This window comes from Paraclostridium sordellii, assembly GCF_000953675.1.
Lineage (GTDB): Bacteria > Bacillota > Clostridia > Peptostreptococcales > Peptostreptococcaceae > Paraclostridium > Paraclostridium sordellii.
In genome coordinates this window covers 442,176-464,148 of the sequence record NZ_LN679998.1, presented here as the reverse complement: position 1 = coordinate 464,148, position 21,973 = coordinate 442,176, and the positions used below count along the sequence as shown (strand labels likewise).

The following is a 21,973-nucleotide window of genomic DNA, read 5'->3' as shown; positions in this document are numbered from 1 at the left end:
TATTCTTCAAATTCTTTTCAAATCCTCTTATTTTTTCACTTGTGACGCAAAATTCATTTCATTTTCGCCTTTAGGTTTTACAGCTTCTGCCTCTTTATTTGCATTTTCTCCAGTTTTATTAGTATTTTCTGCTTCTTCTTTATGTTTTTTAGTTAATCCAAAATATTCTCCCATTATTTCTCTTACAGGTAATAATGCTAAACTACTTGACTCACCTTTAGGTAAAACTGTAACTACTGCTATTTCAGGATTATCTGCTGGTGCGAAACCTACTGACCAAGCAAAAGATGGATAATTTTGCTTATAACTATCTATTTGATCATCAGTTAATTTAGGATTTAACTCCTTGATTGCTTTTCTTAAATATCTAACTTTTGTAGCCTCACTATTATCTGGAACAAATTCTGCTTCAGTTTCTTTTTCTTCTTTCTTATCTTTTCCAAATAATTTTTTATCTTCTTTTTCTTTCTTTTCCTTTTTAGCTTTTTGTTGTGCTTCGAATTCTTTTTTAGCTTTTTGATTAGCTTCCTTTTGATACTTTTCAGCTAGTTTAACAGCTTCATCCTTAGAAACTCCATAAGATCCCATATGATCAATTAAATATTTATATTCATCCTCTGTAGGCATCTTACCACTTTTCTCGGCTGTTCCTGTTTTTACTGCAACCTGAACTGGGAAGTTTCCAAATACTGATTTACCTCCACCTTGAGTTGCAACTTGTTTCATACCTTGAGTTAAATCTTTAAGATGATTTTTATCTTTAAAAGGTATATCTATAATTTTATTTGAATCTACATGTATATTTTTAAAATCACTAGATATTGTTTTATCTACTACAGAAGCTTCAACAAGCTTTCCGCCATTTGCTATAGCTGCTACATATCTAGCAACTTGTGCTGGAGTATAAGCATTCTCACCTTGTCCTATAGCTAAGTTGAATGTATCTGCATCTGACCAGTTACCATAGTTAAAATAGTTAAATTTAGCTAAATCTGCAATTTCAGTAACTTTATCTTCTTTTACATGAAGTTTTTCTAGTCTTTTCATAGTTTCTGTTCTTGACGGATTTTCTTTTGTCCAACTTACTATTTCATTAATTCTTTTATTATACTCTTCTGGGTCTTTTTCTTTAGTTATATCTGTAAAAGCATTTCTCATTGACTTATCTAAATCTGCTCTTAATGAATTTTCAGTATTCTTTAATTTATCTTCTTTGTTAGGAACACTACCTTTACTTTCTCCTATTTCCTTATCAAGTCCAGTGTTATCATTTAATCCAAATAATTTTGCATATTGTAATATTTTATCTGGTCCCATATCTATATGAGGATCTTCTCCACCTGTCCAGTTCTTACCTGTACCAACAGTATAGAAATAAATATTACAAGATTCTTGTAGCGCTCTATATAAGTTTGTGTATCCATGGTTTGATCTACCATGATGCCATACATAATCGGCAAAAGGTCTATTACCTAAGTATATAACTCCTGGGTCATTTATAGCGTAGTTTGGATTTAATCCATTTTCTAATGCTGCCATACCAGTTATCATCTTAAATGTAGATCCAGGCTGGAAGGCACCTCTTGTAACTAAGTTATTAAGAGGATTTGCACCTATAAGATCATTAGGATTTTTAGGTTTTAATTTTTCATAATCCTCAGATGATATTCCTGTTGCAAATAGGTTTGGATCATAACTTGGATAGCTTGACATTGCTAGTACGTCTCCAGTTTTTACATCTAGAGTTATAGTTGCCCCTGAATCTAGGTATGGAGCAGTTTTTCCTGCTGTACTATAATTTCCAAATTCACTTGTATATGTTCCACCACTTCTTGCAGCTTTTATTATTCTTTCTAAAGAATCATCTGAAACTTTTTGTAAATCTTTATCTAAACTTAAGTATACAGTGTCTCCTGATTTTGGAGCTTGAGATGAAATCTCTTTACTTATTCTTCCTACAGCATCTACCTCTACTTTTTTGTATCCATCTGTACCTCTTAATTTATCTTCATAAAATAATTCTATCCCTGTTTTACCAACAACATCATTTTTAGTATATCTGTTATCTCCGTCTTTCTCTTTTTTAGCTAGCTCATCTTCACTAATTTTTCCCATAGTTCCTAAAGTATGAGCAGCAAGTTCTTTTTCTGGATAGTATCTAACAGGCTCAGATACTATAGAAACTCCTGGCATTTCAATAGCTCTTTCTTCAATCTGAGATATAGTATCTTGTTTTACATCCTTTGCTATTGTTACAGGTTTATATTGAGAAAAACTTTGTGATTTAAGGGCATCTCTAACTAACATTATTTTTCTAGCATCTGTATTTGATAAATCACTCGGTATTTTATAATATTTTCTTATTTCTCTAAATGCATCCTTTGCATTAGTTTTTATATTTTTAATATCATATGACTTTAGCCAATCCTCTTTATTTCTTTGTTCCGTAAACTTCCAGTCATTTGCTGATACTAGTATTGGTGGATATATTCCTGCTGAATTTAATTTAGCTTGTATTTCTTCTGGTTTTAAATCTTTAATGGATGCATCTACTTTCTTTTCCTCTATAGCTTTATCAATCATATAGTTAAAACTTTGTTTAGCATCAAATTCTAAAGGTATCCCATTATCTTTTTTAAAGTCTCTAATTTTTTTATCGAATGTGTAGAAGTATTTCCCATTCTCAACGTATATCGGAAATTCATCTATATACTCTTCTTTATTCTTTTCTAACAAGTTCATTAGTTCTAGAGATATTTCGTTAGCTTTAGTTTTTCCCGATTTATCCTTCTTTTCAACACCATCTCTAGATATTTGAACTGTAAAAGAGTTTCTATTTGTAGCTATTGTACGTCCATATCTGTCTTTTATTTCACCTCTTGGTGCTTTGACAGGTATTTCTTTATATGTCTTTGTTTTCGCTATATCATCATAATGTTCATGTTTAAAAGTTGTCATGTAAGCTATCTTAATAAAAATTATACATAACATACCTACGATTAAAAACTTGATAATATCAAGCCTATCAAACTTTGTATTTTTATTCATTTAATCACCACTAATCTTTTTTTAGTTTAAGGATTGAACCCTTAAAAACAAAATAAAAAATTAAACTTCCTATGCTATTAATAAGTGGCACTGTACAGATACCTCTAATAAAAATAGTTAAGATATCATATGTTTGATACACCATGCCTAAAAGAATTATATTTACAATAGAATCTATTAAACTCGCTATAAAAACTAAGGCAAAAATAGTTATATAACTATTTTTATATATTTTATCTTTTAATTTACTTATCCCATATGCTACTACACCTAATACTAATGCATTTACACCAAATATACTACCAAGTGCAATATCTTTTACAAAACCTAATAATATAGCTATAATACCCGATTCAATATCATCTAGATATAGAGATATTATAGTTATATATATCAAAAGGAAATTTATACTTACCCCTAAAAAGCTTAGATGATTAGTAATACTTCCTTCAATTATCACTATTAACACACCTATAAGAAAAAGTAATACTCTTTTCATTTGTAGTTTCTCCTTTTACTTTATATTTCTTGGTTCAATAACTACAACATCTGTAATGTCTTTGAAGTTAGCATAAGGTTTTACAATTACATTTTTTAAACCTTTATCTTTATCATCGACAACTTTTTCTACCTTTCCTATAGGTATTGATTCAGGATATACACCTAATCCAGATGTTACTAAAGCATCTCCTGGAAGTACATCATAAGAAGTTTTAAACATATAACCCTCTAATAACCCTTCTGCTTTGTAGTTTTCATCTTCACTTGCAGACTGACTTATCACACCTTTAAATTCTTTATTCTTTAATAATTGGAAACTTACAGAAGATTTACTATCTACTAATGAAATAGCCTTACTGTAATGTTCTGAAACTTCATAAACAATTCCAACTAAACCTTTCCCGTTTACAATAATACTCTCTTTTTTAACACCATCCGCTTTTCCAGCTGATATTACAAAAGACTTATACCAATTGCCATCATTTTTACTAACTACCTTTGTACTAATCATATTCTTTTTATAGTTTTCTGGTATGAATTTTAATGACTTTTGTAAACTCTCTAATGATTGTCTATTTTGCATATCTTCCTTTAAACTAATCACTTCTTTTTTTAACTTTTCATTTTCTTTTTCTAGAACTTCTACTTTTTTAGCATTTTCACTAAATTTAAATACACTTGATACACCTTTTTTTATAAAAGAAAATCCATCATTTAAGCTACCTTCTATAGCAGATACTGTGTTTAATACTATTCCACTCTTTGAGTTTGAATCCTTTGAATATCTTCCTATAGATATTCCTACAATTCCAATTAAAGTGATAGCAACTCCTACGGTTGCTATCACTTTAACATTGTATTTTTTATTATTTTTTCTTCTGTTACCTAGTTTCACCCTATCACCAACTTTATATTATCTTCTAGTATTCATCATTAATACTTTTTCAAATATTTCTTGATCTTCTACAGATTTTCCAGTACCTAAAGCAACACAGTCTAGAGGGTTTTCAGCTATATGAACAGGCATTCCTGTATGTTCTTTTACTAACTTATCTAATCCTCTAAGTAAAGCTCCTCCTCCAGTTAACATTATTCCGTTTTCCATTATATCTGAAGCTAACTCTGGTGGAGTTTTTTCTAAAGTTGATTTTATTCCATCTACTATTGATGTTATAGGTTCTTTTAATGCTTCTCTAACTTGAGACGATGATATCTGCTCAGTTTTGGGAAGACCTGTTACTAAATCTCTACCTCTTATTTGCATAGTTTTTTCTTCATCATCTTTAAATGTAGATCCTATTTGTATCTTAACGTCTTCTGCTGTTCTTTCACCTATCATTAAGTTGTATTCCTTCTTAACGTAGCTAACTATAGACTCGTCAAATTCGTCTCCACCTATTCTGATAGATTTAGCAGTAACTATACCTCCTAAAGATATTACAGCTATTTCTGTAGTACCTCCACCTATATCTACTACCATATTTCCTTCTGGTTCTTCAACTCTAAGATCTGCACCTATAGCTGCTGCCATTGGTTCTTCTATAAGATATGCATCTCTTGCTCCAGCTTGTCTAGCAGCTTCTTCTATAGCTCTTTTTTCTACTTCTGTTACTCCAAATGGAACACATATTGCAATTCTTGGACTAACTACACCTTTGTTTGAAGCAGCTTTTTTTATAAAGTAGCTTAACATAGCTTGAGTTACATCAAAGTCTGCTATAACTCCATCTTTCATAGGTCTTATAGCAACTATATTACCAGGTGTTCTACCTATCATTTTTTTAGCTTCTTCTCCAACTGCTAAAACAGATTTGCTGTCATCTCTTATAGCAACAACAGATGGCTCTCTTACTACTATCCCTTGTCCTTTTATATAAACTAATGTATTTGCTGTTCCTAAGTCTATTCCCATGTCTTTTGACATTTTATTAAATCCAAATAAAGATTTGAATCCTTTTTTCTCTTTCTTCGCCATAATTCCAAGCTCCTTTCACATATATCCATTAAATTATCATATTTTCCTTAAAACTGTAATAAAGTCCATCGCCAATTATTATATGGTCAATAACTTCTATTCCAATTAAATCACCACATTTTATTAATCTCACTGTTACATTTTTATCTTCATTAGATGGCTCGATATTTCCAGATGGATGATTATGCATAAGAATAATCTTATTGCTATTTCTTTTTATTGCCTCTCTAAATACCTCTCTAGGATGAACTAAAGACATATTAAGAGTACCTACTGATACATCAATGTCACAAATAATCTCATTTTTAGTATTTAAAAGAATAATTTTAAAAATTTCTTTATTTAAATACCTAAGACTCTCCATGTAATATTTATATATATCCCATGGATTTGTAACCTTATATTTTGTAGGCTTTGCACTAGATATCCTTATTCCTAATTCCAAAGCTGCTTTTATCTGAGTAGCTTTAGAAATTCCAATGCCATCTATCTCACATAACTCTTGTACAGTTATATCCTTTAACCATCGTATTCCTTGACTATCTTTATTTAATATATAATTTGCTAATTCCAAAACACTTTGTTTTTTAGTTCCTGTCCTTAAAATTATTGCTAACAATTCAGCATTAGATAAACTTTTTTCTCCATTGTTAAGCATTTTTTCTCTAGGTCTTTCTTCTAATGCCATCTCCTTTACTGTTATACATAAACTTGATGACCTCATAATATTTAACCTCCTGAGATTTTATAAAAAAAGATTTATGTTAAAGTTTGATTTGAGAATATCACTTAGCTTCGATATAGGTAGTCCTACTATATTAAAATAATCACCTTGGATTTCTTTTACTAGTAAGGCTCCATAACCTTGTATGCCATATGACCCAGCTTTATCTAAACATTCTCCAGTACTTATATAATCTCTTATATCTTGGTCAGTTAAATTCTTAAACTTAACATTACTAATAGTATAATCGACAATTTTTTTATTATTTTCTATGTTGACTATACTCATACCTGTTATAACCTGATGCTCTCGATTTGATAGTTTACTTAACATATCAAAAGCTTCATCTTCATTTTTAGGTTTTCCTAATATTTCATTATCTAAAACAACAATAGTGTCTGCTCCAATAACCAAGCTTTCTGGATTATTGATAGCAATATCCATACACTTTTCAAACGCTAGTCGTAGTACTAACTGTGTAGGTTCCTCAAACTTAAATATTCTTTCATCTACATCGCTAGTTAAGACATCGAACTTAGCATTTGTATTAGCTAAAATTTCTCTTCTTCTAGGCGATCCTGATGCCAATATTATATTCATTAATTCACCTCTTTTTTGATACTTAATTAGTTTATCATTATATTGTAAAAAATTCAACGTTAATGTCGAACGTTTTTGTTACACTCTGGTTACAATTTCAATTTTATTAACAAAATAAAGAAGATATGGAAAAACTCCATATCTCTATAATATCCACATTATAAAATTTTAATAGCCTTTTTAGGACATTTTTGAACACATTCATGACATCCTACACATTTAGTTTCATCAACTCTATGCTTCTCTTTTAACTCTCCGGATATGGCGTCAAATTTACATTGCTTTTTACAAATTGTACATCCTACACACAGGTCTTCTTCTATTTTTACCTTTCTCCTTTTTCTTAAATCTCCCTTTATAGCCTTGGTTGGACATTTTTCTACACAAATCATACATTGTACGCATTTATCATAATCTATTTTGGCTAATTTATTTTCTATAGTTATAGCCCCAAACGGACATGACTTTTCACATATTCCACACCCTATACATCCAACGCTACATTTATCTTTTACACTTTTACCGAAATCTTTACTATTGCATTCTACTACTACTTCATTTTTAATAGGTTTAATTTCTATTACACCTTTTGGACAAACTTCTATACATTTACCACAAAGAACACACTTTTCCTCATCCACAACTGCAACTCCATCAATAACATGTATTGCATCAAACTTACATGCACTAACACAAGTTCCAAGTCCTAAACATCCATACTTACATGACTTAGCTCCTCCATTTAATGCATTAGCTGCCTTACAGTCTAGCATTCCTTCATACACATATTTATCTTTAGCAACTGAGCACGTTCCTTTACAAATAACATTTGCAACTTTCTTTTCTCCTGCATCAGCTGTAACACCCATTATTTCTCCGATTTTTGCTGCACAATCACTTCCACCAACTGGACATCCATTTACTGATGCACTTCCTTCTACTATTGCACTTGCTAATCCTCCACAACCTGGAAATCCACAACCTCCACAGTTTGCACCTGGTAATACTTCAAGTATTGCTTCTACTCTTTCATCTACTTTAACAGTAAACTTTTTAGCAGCATATGCAAGTATTCCACCAAAGATTAGACCCATTACTCCTAAAACTAAAATTGAATTTAATATAGACAATTACTTCACCCCCAACTTACAGCTGTATAAGTCCTGCAAACCCTAAGAATGCAATAGACATTAAACTCGCTGATATTAAAGTTATAGGAAATCCTTTGAAACTCTCTGGTATATCTGCTAACTCTAGTCTTTCTCTTATTCCTGCAAATAAAACAATAGCCAAAGTGAAACCTACTCCTGCTCCAAATCCATTTACCATAGTTTCAACTAAATTATATCCATTTTGAACGTTAACTAAAGCTATACCCAAAACTGCACAGTTTGTAGTTATAAGAGGTAAGAAAACCCCTAAAGCTTGATATAATGATGGACTCATTTTTTGTATAACCATTTCAACAAACTGAACTATAGATGCTATTACTAATATAAAAGCTATTGTTTGTAAAAATTGATTATTTGTTATTTCTAATATTTTTTGAACAAAATATGTTATAAATGACGCTAATGTTAAAACAAATGTAACGGCAACTCCCATACCTACTGCTGTATCTACTTTTTTAGAAACTCCTAAAAATGGGCAAATCCCTAAGAATTGAGATGTTATAACATTGTTAACTAGTACAACACTTAAAAATAAAAGTATTAAATTCATATTTATCCCTCCTAATTAGCTTTTTTAGCTTTCAATTTATTAAACCCTGCAAGTAAAAATCCTAATGTCAAGAAAGCTCCTGGAGGTAATATAAATAATAAGGCTGGTTGGAAAGATGCTCCAAACAAAGTAAATCCGAATAAACTTCCGTTTCCAAGTAATTCTCTTATTGCTCCTAAAACAGTTAGTGATATTGCAAATCCAAGTCCCATACCAATACCATCAAAAGCTGATTGTACTGGCTTATTTTTAGATGCAAAGCTTTCTGCTCTAGCTAATATTAAGCAGTTAACAACTATTAATGGTATAAATAAACCTAATGCTTTATCAAGTGCAGGTATATAAGCTTTAAGTAACATACCTACCATAGTAACAAAGGTTGCAATTACTACAACAAATGCTGGTATTCTTATTTTAGATGGTATAAATTTTCTCATCATAGATATAACTATGTTTGAACATACTAAAACTGCTGTAGTTGAAAGCCCCATACCTAATCCATTTATAGCTGAAGTTGTAACAGCAAGGGTTGGACACATACCTATTACTTGAACAAGTGTTGGGTTTTCATCTATTAATCCATTTTTTACTATTTTTCCTAAACCCATTTTCTATACCCCCGTTCCATTTGAGTCTTTAAGCTCTTTATGATCATATATTTGAACCATAGAACTATCTTTTGCTTCATTTTGAGAATTTAAAAGTTGACTTTTATATAAATCTATTGCTGCATTAACACCTGAAGTAACTGCCTTAGAAGTTATTGTAGCTCCTGAAATAGCAGCTATATCATTGTCATTACTAGCATTACCTTTTACAACTGTTAATGATTTATCTGTACCTTTACCTTTAAACTGATCTTTAAATGCTGGTTCTGAAGCCTTTGATCCAAGTCCAGGTGTTTCAGAGTGGTTTCCTATTTTTACTCCTGATATGTTTCCATCTGTAGTTATTCCAACCATAACCTCAACTTTTCCACCATATCCCTTTGGAGTTGTCTTTATAGTATATCCAACTACTTCTCCATTTTTTAATCCTTGATAGACTTCCTCTACTAAGTCTCCCTTAGCATTTTCTATTTGTTTAAACTCTTCTGCTGCTTGAAGTACTGCTTTTCTTGATTCATTGTTTGCTTGTATATTTCTTTGTTCTATTACAGGTGCCGTTATATTATTTGTAACACCTAGCATTAATGCTGCAACAGCGCATATGACAAATAATATACTTCCTAATCTCAGTATATCTTTCATTACTTAGACACCTCCCCAAATACTTTAGTTTTTGTGTATTTATCTATAAGAGGTGTCATAACATTTACAAATAATATTGAATATGATACTCCTTCTGGGTATCCTCCATATAGTCTTATAACTGTAGTTATAACTCCAGCTACAACAGCATATATTATTTGCCCTTTTTTAGTCATAGGAGAAGTTGTATAATCTGTTAGCATAAAGAATGCACCTAACATAAGTCCTCCAGCAGACATTTGATATATTACAAATTCAAAGTTAAATCCACCTAATAAAAACATTAATATAGCCACTGTTCCTATATAAAATACTGGTATAACATAGTTTATTATTCCTTTATACATTAAGTAAACTCCACCTAATATAAGTAATATAGCTGATGTTTCACCTATACACCCACCTATATTCCCTATAAACATATCAAATAAACTAGTTCCATTTCCAGTTATAACTTCTATTCCTTGAGGTCCTGCTTTTAGAAATGATAGTGGTGTTGCTGTAGTTACAACATCTATGTTTCCTTGACTTACCCAGTTAACACCAGTTTGAGTCCAAGAAGTCATGGCTACAGGAAATGATGCTAATAAAAATGCTCTTGCTGCTAGTGCTGGGTTTACAAAGTTATTACCAATTCCTCCAAATACCATCTTTACAACTATTATTGCAAATGCTGAACCAGCTAGACACATCCACCAAGGTAGAGATGCTGGAACGTTAAAAGCTAGTAATAAACCAGTTACAACTGCTGAAAAATCTCCAATTGTAGACTCTTTTTTATTAATCTTTTGATATAACCATTCAAATCCTACTGATCCTAATATGCACCAAAATATAACATTTATGGCACTTAGTCTAAAAAAATACACTCCTGCTAGAGCTGCAGGTAAAAGAGCTATTATAACTTGTTTCATTATATATGATGTATCTTCACTGCTTCTCACATGAGGAGAAGATGAAACTATTAATTTGTTATCCATCATATTTCCCCCTAACTTTTACTTATTTACTTGTTGATTGTTTTCTTTTTAATGCGATTATTTCTTTTTTAGCTACTCTGATTGATTGAAGAAGAGGTCTTCTCGCTGGACAGATAAATGAACATGATCCACACTCTATACAATCTAGTGCTCTATATTTTTCTGATGATTCATAATCACCATTTATACTGTATGCACTTATATAAAGTGGTTGTAAAAATGCGGGACATACATCTAAGCATTTTCCACATCTTAAGCAATTCTTTGGTTTTGGAGTTTTTGACTCCATTTCATCTAGACATAATATTCCTGATGTTCCCTTATTTGTTGGTATGTTTGTTGTATGCTGAGCTATTCCCATCATAGGTCCGCCCATTATAACCTTGCCTAATTTTTTATCTTCTCTAAATCCACCACACTGATCTATTATCTCTGAAAAAAGTGTACCTACTTTAGTTATAAGGTTTTTTGGTTCTTGTATACAGTTTCCAGTAATAGTTGTGATCCTTTCTACAAGAGGCATCCCTGTTTTTATAGTTTTAGCGATTTGAGCAGCTGTTCCAACATTATTTACAACAGCTCCTGCATCCATAGGTAAACCTCCAGATGGAACTTCTCTTTTTGTACATGCATAAATAAGCTGTTTTTCTGCTCCTTGAGGATATTTAACTTCAAGTCCAACAACTTCTATATTGCTATACTGTTTTGCTACATTTGTGATTGCATCAATAGCATCGGGCTTGTTAACTTCTATTCCTATGTATCCTTTTTTAACATCTAAAGCTTTCATAAGAACTCTTAATCCAAATACTACATCTTCCGGATTTTCTAACATCAGTCTATGGTCAGCCGTTAAATATGGTTCACATTCAGCTCCATTTAATATAACAAAGTCTATTTTCTTATCAGGTGGAGGTGAAATTTTCACATGGGTTGGAAATGTAGCTCCTCCCATACCAACTATACCCGCTTCTTTAATAAATTCTATGATTTCTTCTTTCTTTAAATCCTCTAGATTTCCTTTAGGTTTAACACTTTCATGGATTTCATTTTTGAAATCGTTTTCGACAATTACACATGCGCTTATTCCTCCAGGAACTTCTACATCTTTGATACCAGTAACTTTACCTGAAACTGAAGAATGAATATTGGCAGATACAAATCCTTGCATTTCTCCAATTTTTTGCCCTACTTTAACTTCATCTCCAACTTTCACTATAGGTTTAGCTGGAGCTCCTATATGTTGTTGCATAGATATATATACAACATTAGGTTCTTTAGCCTTTTCTAGTGGTTTGCTATTGGTATACTCTTTTCTATATGGAGGATGTATTCCTCCTTTAAAAGTTAAGAGTTTCATGCTTTTACCCCCTTATGACTTAGTTTAAACTTTTTTTACTACCTATAAGTATACTATAATAAATGTAAAATATTAACTATCGTTAAAAAAATATCTTATTTTAAAACAAAATTCAACTTTTTACGACTTGACATTAATTTTCATTTCAATAAAAAAAAGTTGTTTTTAACAACTTTTAAATGGTTTTTATAGACTTTATAAAACTATAGTATCCTTGTATAGATGAAATAAATAAACTTTCTCCAATGTAATACTCATCATTTTCTATACTTTTTAAACTAGCTTTTGATTTTTCCTTTACAGATTTAGTGTATTTTATAATATTCTCTTTAAATCCTACCATGCCTTCATAATTAATTTTCTTAGAGCTCTTTTCTAAATTTCCTACTATATCCAACCTTGCATTTATTATATTTTTATATTCTTCTTTGTTTAATGATTTTTCACCTTTATCCCAAATTTTAGATTCTTCTTTAAAGTTTGATATTAAATTATTTAATTCATTACATATTTCTTCAACATAAGAATATTTATCTGTATATTGTAACCCTAACAATGGGACTTCTAATTTACTTACAAAAGCATCTGAAAAATTAGTTTTAATACTTTCTAAATTTTTTCTGCTTTCACCTTCTTCAAATGATGAATATGTTTGAACTTTTTTTACATTATCTACGTCAATTATAGAAAATGGTATTTTAAGTTCATCTAACTTCTGTTCTATTTTCTTTAATTCCTCATCATTATCAATTGCAGCAATTTGAATTGAATATATATCTAAGTTATCTACAGTTGCTACTTTTGCATTTTCAGCAACTGTTTCTTTCTTATTTTCTTCTGGTTTATTTATTTTATCTTTAACATCATTATATGAAAATTCTTTAACACTTGTTTTTTCTTTGTCGAAAATACTAAAATTACTTACTTTATCTAATAAGTTAAACTTAGGTAACTTTATAAATGTAGCTCCTCCAACAATACCTATAATAACTAGTCCAACTGTAAGTCCTTTTACTAAATTGTTTCTTTTTCTATTCATCCCCCTGTATATATTTCTTCTTTTATTCATTAGTTTGTCCCCCCATATAAATAATATATTTAGTAAATCTTATTCATTAAATATATTATTTATTCCTATATTTTTAATTTAGTTACTATAGGATAATGATCAGACATATTTTTCATAGGTACATCATAGTATTTCACTTCGATTTCAGGGGATACAAGAATATAATCAATTCTATCTAATGATGCTCCAAATGTTAAAGTATTATTTTTATTAACACTAACAGCTGCATCTTTAAATATTTCTTGATTAAAATCTAAATTACCTTGATTAAAATCACCTACTACTATATATGGATCTTTAAGCTTCTTTACAAAATTTTCAACCTCTTTAATTTGAACCTTTCTTTCATCCTTATCTAAACCTAAATGTAAATTTATTATATTTAAGTTTCTTCCAAAACCAATTTTCACTACAGTATGTAACATTCCCCTTTGTTCTTTTTCGCTACTTAAGTATATATGTTCTTGGCTTTTTATCTTATATTTAGAGTAAGTTACTAGTCCATAATTAGAACCTAATGCTACAACATTTGCTCCAAAATGAGAATACATATTTAAATCTTCTTTTAAACTACTTACTTGAAATCCAGCTTTTGCAGATTCATTTACTTCTTGCAAGCATATAAAATCCGCATTTTCTATTCTTAAAAAATCTATTATATCAAATAATGTAGGAAACATATCTTTATTCAAACCACTATGTATATTATAACTTACTACTTTTATTTCTTTTTTAGGAGGAAACTTATTTATTTCTAAATAGCAAGTAGCACTAGTTACTATAATTGTAAAAAATATAATAAATAATTTCTTTATCAATTTCTAATCACTCCTACTGTATATTGTCTAATAGGTGCTTATTTTTAATAAATTAAGACGCTAACTATATAGCGTCTTAATTTTTAATTTTTCTTAGTTTATCCTTTATTATGCAGTTTATAACTTTTTTTCTTATCTCTTCAGCTCCCTCATCTTCACTTGTTTCTATATTTAAAATCCTAGCAATAGACTTCATATCATTCCTAGCTCTACATCTATATATTTCTACTAATTTATCTTTTATAACTTCTGGTTCAAGTAAATACTCATTGTTATCTTTTATATAATATTCATATTTATTTGCATAATGCCCTTTATTTAGATATATATGGCTAGAAATTTTTTTTAAAATAATTTTATATGATTGTTTATTATTAATATCTAAATTTAAATATTTTGCAAACTTTATGAGTTCCCCTTTTGATTTGAATAGCTCTTCTGATTTAATTATTTTTCCTATCTCAGATATATTTTCTTGATATGATCCTTTTTTTGATATCCTTTTATATATTTGTTCAACTAATTCTTCTTCACTAAAATCATTTATACTATCTTCTATTATAGAATCTATTTTACCTTCTATATATTTTAGTGGTCCTCGGTTATTATTAGAATAATTCTGAAATTCTTCTTGGGTCATATCAAGTATAATTTTTTTAAATCTTTCATTATACTCATTTGGTTCCATGATATCCCCCCTTTAGTTATTTTTATTATATTCTTTATAAATTTAAAAGTGACTCAATCAAAAGCCATTAACTCTTTATTGTTATATTATGTTTAAAATTTTTATTATATTATCTATTATTATTTTTTTGTTTCATAAATTAAGTATATTTTATATATTTTTGCCAATAATATAAATGTAAATCAAACATACTCAATCTCCCCCATTTAGACTTCTATTATTTCCCCCAATAGAAGTCTTTTTTTGTTTATGTTTGATTTTTTTTTAACTATTATGCTAATATGTTAATTAGGAAAGGGATTTTTTTATAATAGGAGGATAAATCATGGATGTAAATATTATAGGGGTACCAACATTTTATGGATGTGATAAACTAGGGCCACAACTAGGTCCAGATAAATTACGCCAAAAGGGAGTAATCTCTCAAATAAAGAAATACAATCATAATGTATTTGATCTTGGTAATATATATGTAAAACAAGTCGATGACTCAGATAAATTTTTATCAAACCCAAATATGAAATATTTCGCTGAACTAGTAGAAATAAATAAAAACCTAGCACATTCAGTTAATTGTTCTTTAAAATCAGGTTGTTTTCCTTTTATAGTGGGAGGAGATCACTCCATAGCACTTGGAAGTATTTCTGGCGTAAGTAAATATTTTAATAAGAATTTAGCAATTGTTTGGTTTGATGCACATGGAGATATCAATACCTTTGAAACTTCTGAATCTAAAAACGTTCATGGTATGCCACTTGCATCTTTAATGGGTTATGGCGATGAAACATTTAAAAACTTATATTATAATGATATTAAAATAAACGAAGATAATGTTTATCATATAGGTGGTCGTGACATAGATTCTGGTGAAAAAAGTTTCATAGAAAATACAAATATGAATATGTTCTATCCTAAAGATTTAAAAGAAAAAGGATTAGATTCAGTAATAAATAACATACTAAATAATTTAAATAATAAAAATATAAATGCAATACATATAAGTTTTGATTTAGATTTTATCGATTCAAAATATGTTCCTGGAACTGGAACTAGAGTTGAAAATGGATTTACAGTAGACGAATCAAAATATCTTTTAAAAAAGCTTGTTGAGTCAGGTCTAGTTAAGTCAATGGATTTAGTAAAACTTAATCCTATATTAGACGTAGACGATACTACTTCTAATATAGCACTGGATATTATAGACACTGTATTTAAAAATATAAAGTAAAATATTTTTAATTATTATGTATTATGAATAAAAAAACAGTAAATATAAATATTTACTGTTTTTTTATTTATTCTATACCTTTTAATTCATATCCCAAATCAGCAATTACATCCTTTAGCATATCATCAGTTACATTTTCATCAGTATCAATTATTGCATACTTATTATCTAAACTAATATCAATAACCTTTACTCCATTTATATCTTCTTCTAATGCATCTTTTAAATGTCTTACACAATTCATGCAACTCATCCCATCTACTAATAATTTTTTTCTCATAATTTAACACCTCTTTCTATTTTTCTAAATGAAGATGGTATATACCTTCATATATATCGAAATCATTAGGCTTTAAATCTCCTTCTATTCTTTTATTAGTGACTAAATAATCATCACTTATACCAATACTTATAAATGGTACATTGTCCCTAGTGTACCTTTGAATAGATTTATATATATCTTTAGTATTACTTACATTAGTTGAATTTTTTAATGAATTTAGATACCCTGTAAGCTTTTCATCACTATAACCACTATAGTTAATTATATCAGTTGCATCTGGTATTGGAGACATTTCCCATCCTATTAATGCTAAATCATAGTCCTTTTTATCTAATGCTTCTGATAAAGCTGTTCCCTCTAACTCAGATATCGTAGATTTTATTCCTATTTCATTTAAATTTTCTTTTATTACATATGCTGCTTTAACTCTCTCACTATTTTCTTTATTAACAAGTATTTTTAAATCTAATCTTTTTATTTCATCTTTTATATTATTTTTATTTTTAGCATCTTTTTCTTCTTTTGTTTCTTCTGTTTTATCTTGTTTTTTATCTTGTTTTTCGCTACTTTCTTCTTTCTTAGTTTCATTATTAGTAGCACTATTATTTATTTTGTCTATATCTATTTTAGTTAAATATTTCTTTGCTTTGTCCATATTGTAGTCTAAAGCTTTTATACTTTCATCATAATATTTTGATTTTGAATGAAGAGGGAAATTAACCATAGCTACCTTACCTAAATATCCTTCATCTACTATCTGTTTTCTATTTATAGCATGAGCAATAGCTTTTCTAAAATTTAAATCCTTCATTATAGGCTTATTATAATTAAAAACTATATATTCATAACCTCTACCTTCATAATTAGTTATTTTAAATTGATTTTTTTGAAATTGACTTAAGTCACTTAGCCCAACTTTTGTTATATCACTTGAAAGAGCTAGAGTCATTGAAACTTGTGCCTCTGCATCAGGTACCATCATTACATTGATTTCTTTCTTTACACCTTTTATTTTATCTTTATCAAAATAATCTTCATTAAGAGTTAATATCATATTAGACCTTTGATCATATTTTGATATTTTGTATGGCCCACTTCCAACCATGTTATTTTTATATTCATCTAAATCTTTAGAGCTTAATCCACTTAAGGCATCCTTACTTACTATTGGAAATATTAATGTATCTATTGAAAATGCATTTGGACTTTTAAAGTTTATTCTAAAGTTTTTACTATCTATAACAGATATATCAGAAATATTACCTATCAACGCCTTATATGGACTAGTCTGAGAACTATTTATCGAGTTAACAGTAAAAGCTACATCTGAAGATGTTATAGGATTTCCATTATGCCACTTAGCATCTTTTAATTTAACTTCCATACTTTTACCATCGCCTAATATGGAGTAACTCTCTACTAGTTGAGGTACAGCATTGTAATTGCTATCTATTGTAAATAAACTATCATAAACTAAATCCATTACATATCCAACAGATTGATCTGTATTATTTATTGGATTTATTGTCTTAGGGTTTATCATAGATAAATGTATATACTTCGAATCATTAGCAGTATTCTCGTACTTACCATTATTTTCATCTTTTTTTCCATCTTTGCTACATCCTACAATACTAAATACAACAGCCATAGCAATTGCTAAGATTTTAATTTTTTTCATTGCTTTCTTCCTTTCTATATAATGACTTGTACATAATATAGTTGTCTTTAACTTTCTTTAAATAGTTTTTAGTTTCATTAAATGGTATTTTATGTAGTTGATTACCATCATAACTATAATCTGAATTATTTAACCATTTATTCACATTTCCTGATCCTCCATTATAAGCTGCTACTACTAAATCAACATCTCTAAATTCTTTAAATAACTTGCTTAAGTACCAACACCCTATTTTTATATTTGTCTCTGGATCAAAGATATCTACCTCTTTTAATTTTAACTCATCTATTGCCCATTTTTGTGTTATATCACTTATTTGCATTAACCCTTTAGCATTTCTTTTAGATACAGCATTTTTATTAAACTTACTTTCCACCTTCATTATACTGTAAACTAAATTTTCATCAACCTTAAATTCTTTTGAATAACGACTTACATATTCTTCATAAAATTTTGGATGAAATAGTTTTAATACTAATTTTTCTCTAACACATACAGACCCTAAAACTAACAACACAAAGACTATAAATACCATTATAAATCTTTTTTTATTCACACCAATTCTCCTTTATATATGTTATTAGTTTATTAGCTTTATAATTTAATTCTTCTAAACTACCCGAGTTGTCTATTATATAATCTCCAAACTTAACTTTCTCATCTTGACTCATCTGAGAACTAATACGATTTAGAGCTTCATCCATATTTGAATTATCTCTATCCATAACCCTATTTAATTGTTCTTTCTCATCACATGTTATAACAATTAATTTATCTATTAAGTCTAAAAATTTACCTTCTATTAATAAAGCCGCATCAACTATTACTATATTTCTACCCTTATTCTCTATATCCTTTATCCTTCTTTTTATCTCATTTTTTATAGCTGGATGTGTTATATCATTTAAAGCTATAAGCCTTTTATCATCAGAGAAAACTATTGAAGCCAATTTTTTTCTATTTAAGGTTCCATCTTTATCTTTTACATCTTCTCCAAAAACTTGAAATACTTCTTCAAGTAATTTATTGTTACTCATAATTTCTCTAGATATAATATCTGCATCTATTATATCTAGAGAATTATCTTTTAAAATTTTAGATAAACTACTTTTCCCACACCCAATATTTCCTGTTAATCCTATTACTAACATTAAACCACCTACTTTGTTTCGTACCAAGATTTACCTACATTTAAATCTACGTCTAAATTTACATCCATAGAAACTGCATGTTCCATTTCATCTTTTACAATTTTTGATACTATTTCAATTTCATCTTCACAAGTCTCTATTATAAGTTCATCGTGAACTTGAAGTATTAATTTTGACTTTAAGTTTTTTTCTTCTAATTTTTTATATACATTAACCATAGCTATTTTTATTATATCAGCCGCACTTCCTTGTATAGGCGCATTCATAGCTAATCTTTTCCCTAAATTTTTAAGAATCACATTTCCTGAATTTATTTCAGGTATATATCTTCTTCTGTTTAAAATAGTTTTTACATATCCATCTTTTTTAGCTTCTTCTATGGTATTATCCATGTATGTCTTTATATCCTCGTATGTATTTAAGTAATTATCTATATACGTTTTTGCCTCTTTTACTGGTATTTTAAGGTTTTGAGATAAACCAAAATCACTTATTCCATACACTATACCAAAGTTAACTGCTTTAGCTGCACTTCTTTGTTCACTAGTCACATCATTTATATCTATACCAAAAACTTGAGATGCAGTTTTTGTATGTATATCTATATCATGATTAAATGCATCTATCATATGTTCATCTTGACTCATATGTGCTAAAACTCTCAGTTCTATTTGAGAATAATCTGCATCAACTAGTTCACAGCCTTTATTTGCTATAAATACTTTCCTTATATTTCTTCCTAATTCCAATCTTACAGGAATATTTTGAAGATTAGGTTCTGTAGAAGAAATTCTTCCAGTAGTAGTTATAGTTTGATTAAATGATGAGTGTATTCTATGACTTATTGGATTTATTATATTTATTAATCCATCAACATATGTAGATTTTAACTTTACAATTTGTCTATACTCAGTTATTTTATCAATAATTTCATGTTTATCTCTTAACCTTTCTAAAACTTCTGCATTTGTTGAGTATCCTGTTTTAGTTTTCTTTATTACAGGAAGCTCTAATTTTTCAAACAATATAACTCCTAATTGTTTTGGTGAATTAATATTAAATTCTTCTCCTGCTAAAAGATATATTTCACTTTCTAATTTATCTATAGATAATTTAAATTCTTCTCCTAATTCTACTAATTTTTCTTTATCTACCATTACACCTTCAAATTCCATGTAGCCTAAAACTTCTACTAGAGGCATTTCTACATGATAAAATAATCCATCCATATCCATAGACTTTAATTTGTCTTCCATCTTAGGATTTACTCGTTCAACTAAATTAATTATATTTCCAATATGCTTATCTATTTCTTCTTTTTCTAATTCTTCAATTTTTTTAGCTTTTACGCCTTTTCCTAATAACTCTTCAGTAGACTTAATTTTTTGACCAAAATAATTCATAGCTATTGAATCATAAGTATAGTTAGCACTACTTGAATCTATTAAGTACTCCGCAATAGATATATCAAAATACATATTATTTAAAAATATACCATATGGTCTTAATGTTATATAATCATCTTTTAGTTCATATCCATATTTTTTGATTTCATCACTTATTAGTAATTCTCTTATTTTATCAAGATTTTCTTCATTTATATAATATATATCTTCTCCATTAATACTTAAGTATATAGTCATTAGATTTTTTTCAAGTATATTTCCATTTTTTCTTATAGCTTTTAATATTAAACTCTTTTTTGATTTTACATCTTTAATAAACTCTTCTATATTCACAAGCTCTTTTATGCTTAAGTTAATATTATTACCTTCAGATTCAACATCTGAGTTTTCTCCAATTCTTGATATTAAACTATTAAATCCAAGTTCATTAAATACCTCTATAACATTAGCTTTGTCATAGTCTCCAAATGATAAATCATCTATAGTAATATCAATAGGTACATCCCTTATTATAGTTGCTAATCTCTTACTCATTATAGCTAAATCTTTATGTTCCTCTATTTTTTTTCTTGAGCTTCCTTTTATAGAATCTACATTTTCTATTATATTTTCAATACTTCCGAATTCTTTTATAAGTTTTATACCCGTTACTTCTCCTATTCCTGGAACTCCTGGTATATTGTCTGATTTATCTCCCATAAGTCCCTTTAAGTCTATAAATTGATTTGGTGTCATTTCATATTTTTTCATAACCTCATCAAAGTCAAACTCATCAACTTCTCCAACACCTTTTTTAGTTATAAGTGTAGTAGTAGTTTTAGATGCTAACTGTATTGCATCCTTATCTCCTGTAACTATAAAAACCTTATACCCTTCTTTCTCAGCTTTTAAGGAAACTGTTCCTATTATGTCATCTGCCTCATATCCTTCTAACTCTAATCTATTTATTTTAAATGCATCCAATAAGTTTTTTAAGGGTTCAATTTGTTCTCTTAATTCATCTGGCATTTTTTTTCTTCCAGCTTTATACTCTTTATATTCTAAGTGTCTAAAAGTTGGAGCTTTTTTATCAAATGCAACACTTATATGTGTTGGTTTGTAATTTTCTATTATTTTAAATAACATTGTTGTAAATCCATATATAGCATTTGTATGTAATCCTTGCTTATTTGTTAAATCTGGTAGTGCATAAAATGCTCTATTTATTATTGAGTTTCCATCTATTATAACCAAAGTTTTATCCAAGTTTATCACTCCTAATTATTTATCCTTTGTATTATTTCTAATTTGTATTATCTTTAATATTACCATATTATTGTAAGTATATTAAGTATAAATATATTGCGAAACGTTTTTGTTACTGGTATAATATAATTATATTAAGCCGGTTTGCTGGAATTGGCAGACGGGGCGGACTCAAAATCCGTTGATAGTGATATCGTGTGGGTTCAAGTCCCACAACCGGCACCAATAAAAAAGAGAGAATAGA

General features: G+C 28.8%; 21 protein-coding genes and 1 tRNA gene. 2 read left to right on the top strand and 20 right to left on the bottom strand.

What is annotated here, in order from left to right; translation table 11 throughout:
• Positions 1-27: 27 nt before the first annotated feature.
• The 15 genes from ATCC9714_RS02230 to ATCC9714_RS02160 all read right to left on the bottom strand — a co-directional run bounded on the left by ATCC9714_RS02230 (position 28) and on the right by ATCC9714_RS02160 (position 14,735).
• Entirely contained in the window at positions 28-3,048 is a 3,021-nt protein-coding gene (locus tag ATCC9714_RS02230) for a penicillin-binding transpeptidase domain-containing protein (protein WP_054631591.1), read from the bottom strand.
• A gap of 10 nt (positions 3,049-3,058) precedes the next feature.
• Entirely contained in the window at positions 3,059-3,547 is a 489-nt protein-coding gene (mreD, locus tag ATCC9714_RS02225) for a rod shape-determining protein MreD (RefSeq protein WP_021129084.1), read from the bottom strand.
• Between the two features lie 15 nt (positions 3,548-3,562).
• Positions 3,563-4,444, bottom strand: coding sequence for a rod shape-determining protein MreC (gene mreC, locus ATCC9714_RS02220; protein WP_054631592.1), 882 nt, complete (start codon positions 4,442-4,444; stop codon positions 3,563-3,565).
• Positions 4,445-4,462: 18 nt separating this feature from the next.
• A complete protein-coding gene (locus tag ATCC9714_RS02215) occupies positions 4,463-5,524 on the bottom strand; it encodes a rod shape-determining protein (protein WP_054631593.1) in 1,062 nt (353 codons plus the stop codon).
• 28 nt (positions 5,525-5,552) lie between these two features.
• Positions 5,553-6,212 (bottom strand): RadC family protein, encoded by a 660-nt coding sequence (gene radC, locus ATCC9714_RS02210; RefSeq protein WP_054631601.1) that lies wholly within the window; start codon positions 6,210-6,212, stop codon positions 5,553-5,555.
• A 57-nt stretch (positions 6,213-6,269) separates the two neighbouring features.
• Positions 6,270-6,848, bottom strand: coding sequence for a Maf family protein (locus ATCC9714_RS02205; protein WP_054631594.1), 579 nt, complete (start codon positions 6,846-6,848; stop codon positions 6,270-6,272).
• Between the two features lie 158 nt (positions 6,849-7,006).
• The gene (locus tag ATCC9714_RS02200) at positions 7,007-7,942 is read right to left on the bottom strand and encodes an RnfABCDGE type electron transport complex subunit B (RefSeq protein ID WP_409339673.1); all 936 of its coding nucleotides are present in this window, start codon (positions 7,940-7,942) and stop codon (positions 7,007-7,009) included.
• 52 nt (positions 7,943-7,994) lie between these two features.
• Positions 7,995-8,570 (bottom strand): electron transport complex subunit RsxA, encoded by a 576-nt coding sequence (gene rsxA / locus ATCC9714_RS02195; RefSeq protein ID WP_021125019.1) that lies wholly within the window; start codon positions 8,568-8,570, stop codon positions 7,995-7,997.
• Positions 8,571-8,581: 11 nt separating this feature from the next.
• Positions 8,582-9,178, bottom strand: coding sequence for an electron transport complex subunit RsxE (gene rsxE / locus ATCC9714_RS02190; protein ID WP_021129090.1), 597 nt, complete (start codon positions 9,176-9,178; stop codon positions 8,582-8,584).
• A gap of 3 nt (positions 9,179-9,181) precedes the next feature.
• A complete protein-coding gene (locus ATCC9714_RS02185; protein WP_077065652.1) occupies positions 9,182-9,820 on the bottom strand; it encodes an RnfABCDGE type electron transport complex subunit G in 639 nt (212 codons plus the stop codon).
• Positions 9,820-10,800, bottom strand: a complete 981-nt coding sequence (locus tag ATCC9714_RS02180; protein ID WP_021125023.1) for an RnfABCDGE type electron transport complex subunit D — start codon at positions 10,798-10,800, stop codon at positions 9,820-9,822. The genes ATCC9714_RS02185 and ATCC9714_RS02180 overlap by 1 nt, the downstream gene beginning before the upstream one ends.
• 22 nt (positions 10,801-10,822) lie before the next feature.
• A complete protein-coding gene (rsxC, locus tag ATCC9714_RS02175; RefSeq protein WP_057544356.1) occupies positions 10,823-12,160 on the bottom strand; it encodes an electron transport complex subunit RsxC in 1,338 nt (445 codons plus the stop codon).
• A gap of 175 nt (positions 12,161-12,335) precedes the next feature.
• Positions 12,336-13,229, bottom strand: coding sequence for a hypothetical protein (locus tag ATCC9714_RS02170; protein WP_057544355.1), 894 nt, complete (start codon positions 13,227-13,229; stop codon positions 12,336-12,338).
• Positions 13,230-13,294: 65 nt separating this feature from the next.
• A complete protein-coding gene (locus tag ATCC9714_RS02165; RefSeq protein ID WP_021129095.1) occupies positions 13,295-14,047 on the bottom strand; it encodes an endonuclease/exonuclease/phosphatase family protein in 753 nt (250 codons plus the stop codon).
• Between the two features lie 76 nt (positions 14,048-14,123).
• Complete coding sequence (locus ATCC9714_RS02160; RefSeq protein WP_057544354.1) at positions 14,124-14,735, bottom strand: hypothetical protein; 612 nt, start codon at positions 14,733-14,735, stop codon at positions 14,124-14,126.
• 325 nt (positions 14,736-15,060) lie between these two features.
• On the opposite strand from ATCC9714_RS02160, the gene rocF reads away from it, so the two are divergent.
• Complete coding sequence (gene rocF, locus ATCC9714_RS02155) at positions 15,061-15,963, top strand: arginase (protein WP_057544353.1); 903 nt, start codon at positions 15,061-15,063, stop codon at positions 15,961-15,963.
• A gap of 67 nt (positions 15,964-16,030) precedes the next feature.
• Here the strand turns inward: rocF and ATCC9714_RS02150 are convergent, their stop codons facing one another.
• Genes ATCC9714_RS02150 through polA form a run of 5 tightly spaced genes read right to left on the bottom strand, consistent with a single transcriptional unit; the run spans position 16,031 to position 21,729 of the window.
• Positions 16,031-16,243, bottom strand: coding sequence for a heavy-metal-associated domain-containing protein (locus ATCC9714_RS02150; RefSeq protein WP_057544352.1), 213 nt, complete (start codon positions 16,241-16,243; stop codon positions 16,031-16,033).
• 16 nt (positions 16,244-16,259) lie between these two features.
• The gene (locus ATCC9714_RS02145) at positions 16,260-17,927 is read right to left on the bottom strand and encodes an ABC transporter substrate-binding protein (RefSeq protein ID WP_057544351.1); all 1,668 of its coding nucleotides are present in this window, start codon (positions 17,925-17,927) and stop codon (positions 16,260-16,262) included.
• A complete protein-coding gene (locus ATCC9714_RS02140; protein WP_155485656.1) occupies positions 17,914-18,483 on the bottom strand; it encodes a lytic transglycosylase domain-containing protein in 570 nt (189 codons plus the stop codon). Before ATCC9714_RS02140 ends, ATCC9714_RS02145 begins: the two co-directional genes overlap by 14 nt.
• Positions 18,476-19,078: a dephospho-CoA kinase gene (gene coaE, locus ATCC9714_RS02135; RefSeq protein ID WP_057544350.1), complete on the bottom strand. Its 603-nt coding sequence runs from the start codon at positions 19,076-19,078 to the stop codon at positions 18,476-18,478. Before coaE ends, ATCC9714_RS02140 begins: the two co-directional genes overlap by 8 nt.
• Positions 19,079-19,086: 8 nt before the next feature.
• Positions 19,087-21,729: a DNA polymerase I gene (polA, locus tag ATCC9714_RS02130; RefSeq protein ID WP_057574318.1), complete on the bottom strand. Its 2,643-nt coding sequence runs from the start codon at positions 21,727-21,729 to the stop codon at positions 19,087-19,089.
• 138 nt (positions 21,730-21,867) lie between these two features.
• Here polA and ATCC9714_RS02125 point away from each other — a divergent pair.
• Positions 21,868-21,954: transfer RNA gene (locus tag ATCC9714_RS02125), tRNA-Leu, on the top strand.
• The last annotated feature ends 19 nt before the right edge of the window (positions 21,955-21,973 follow it).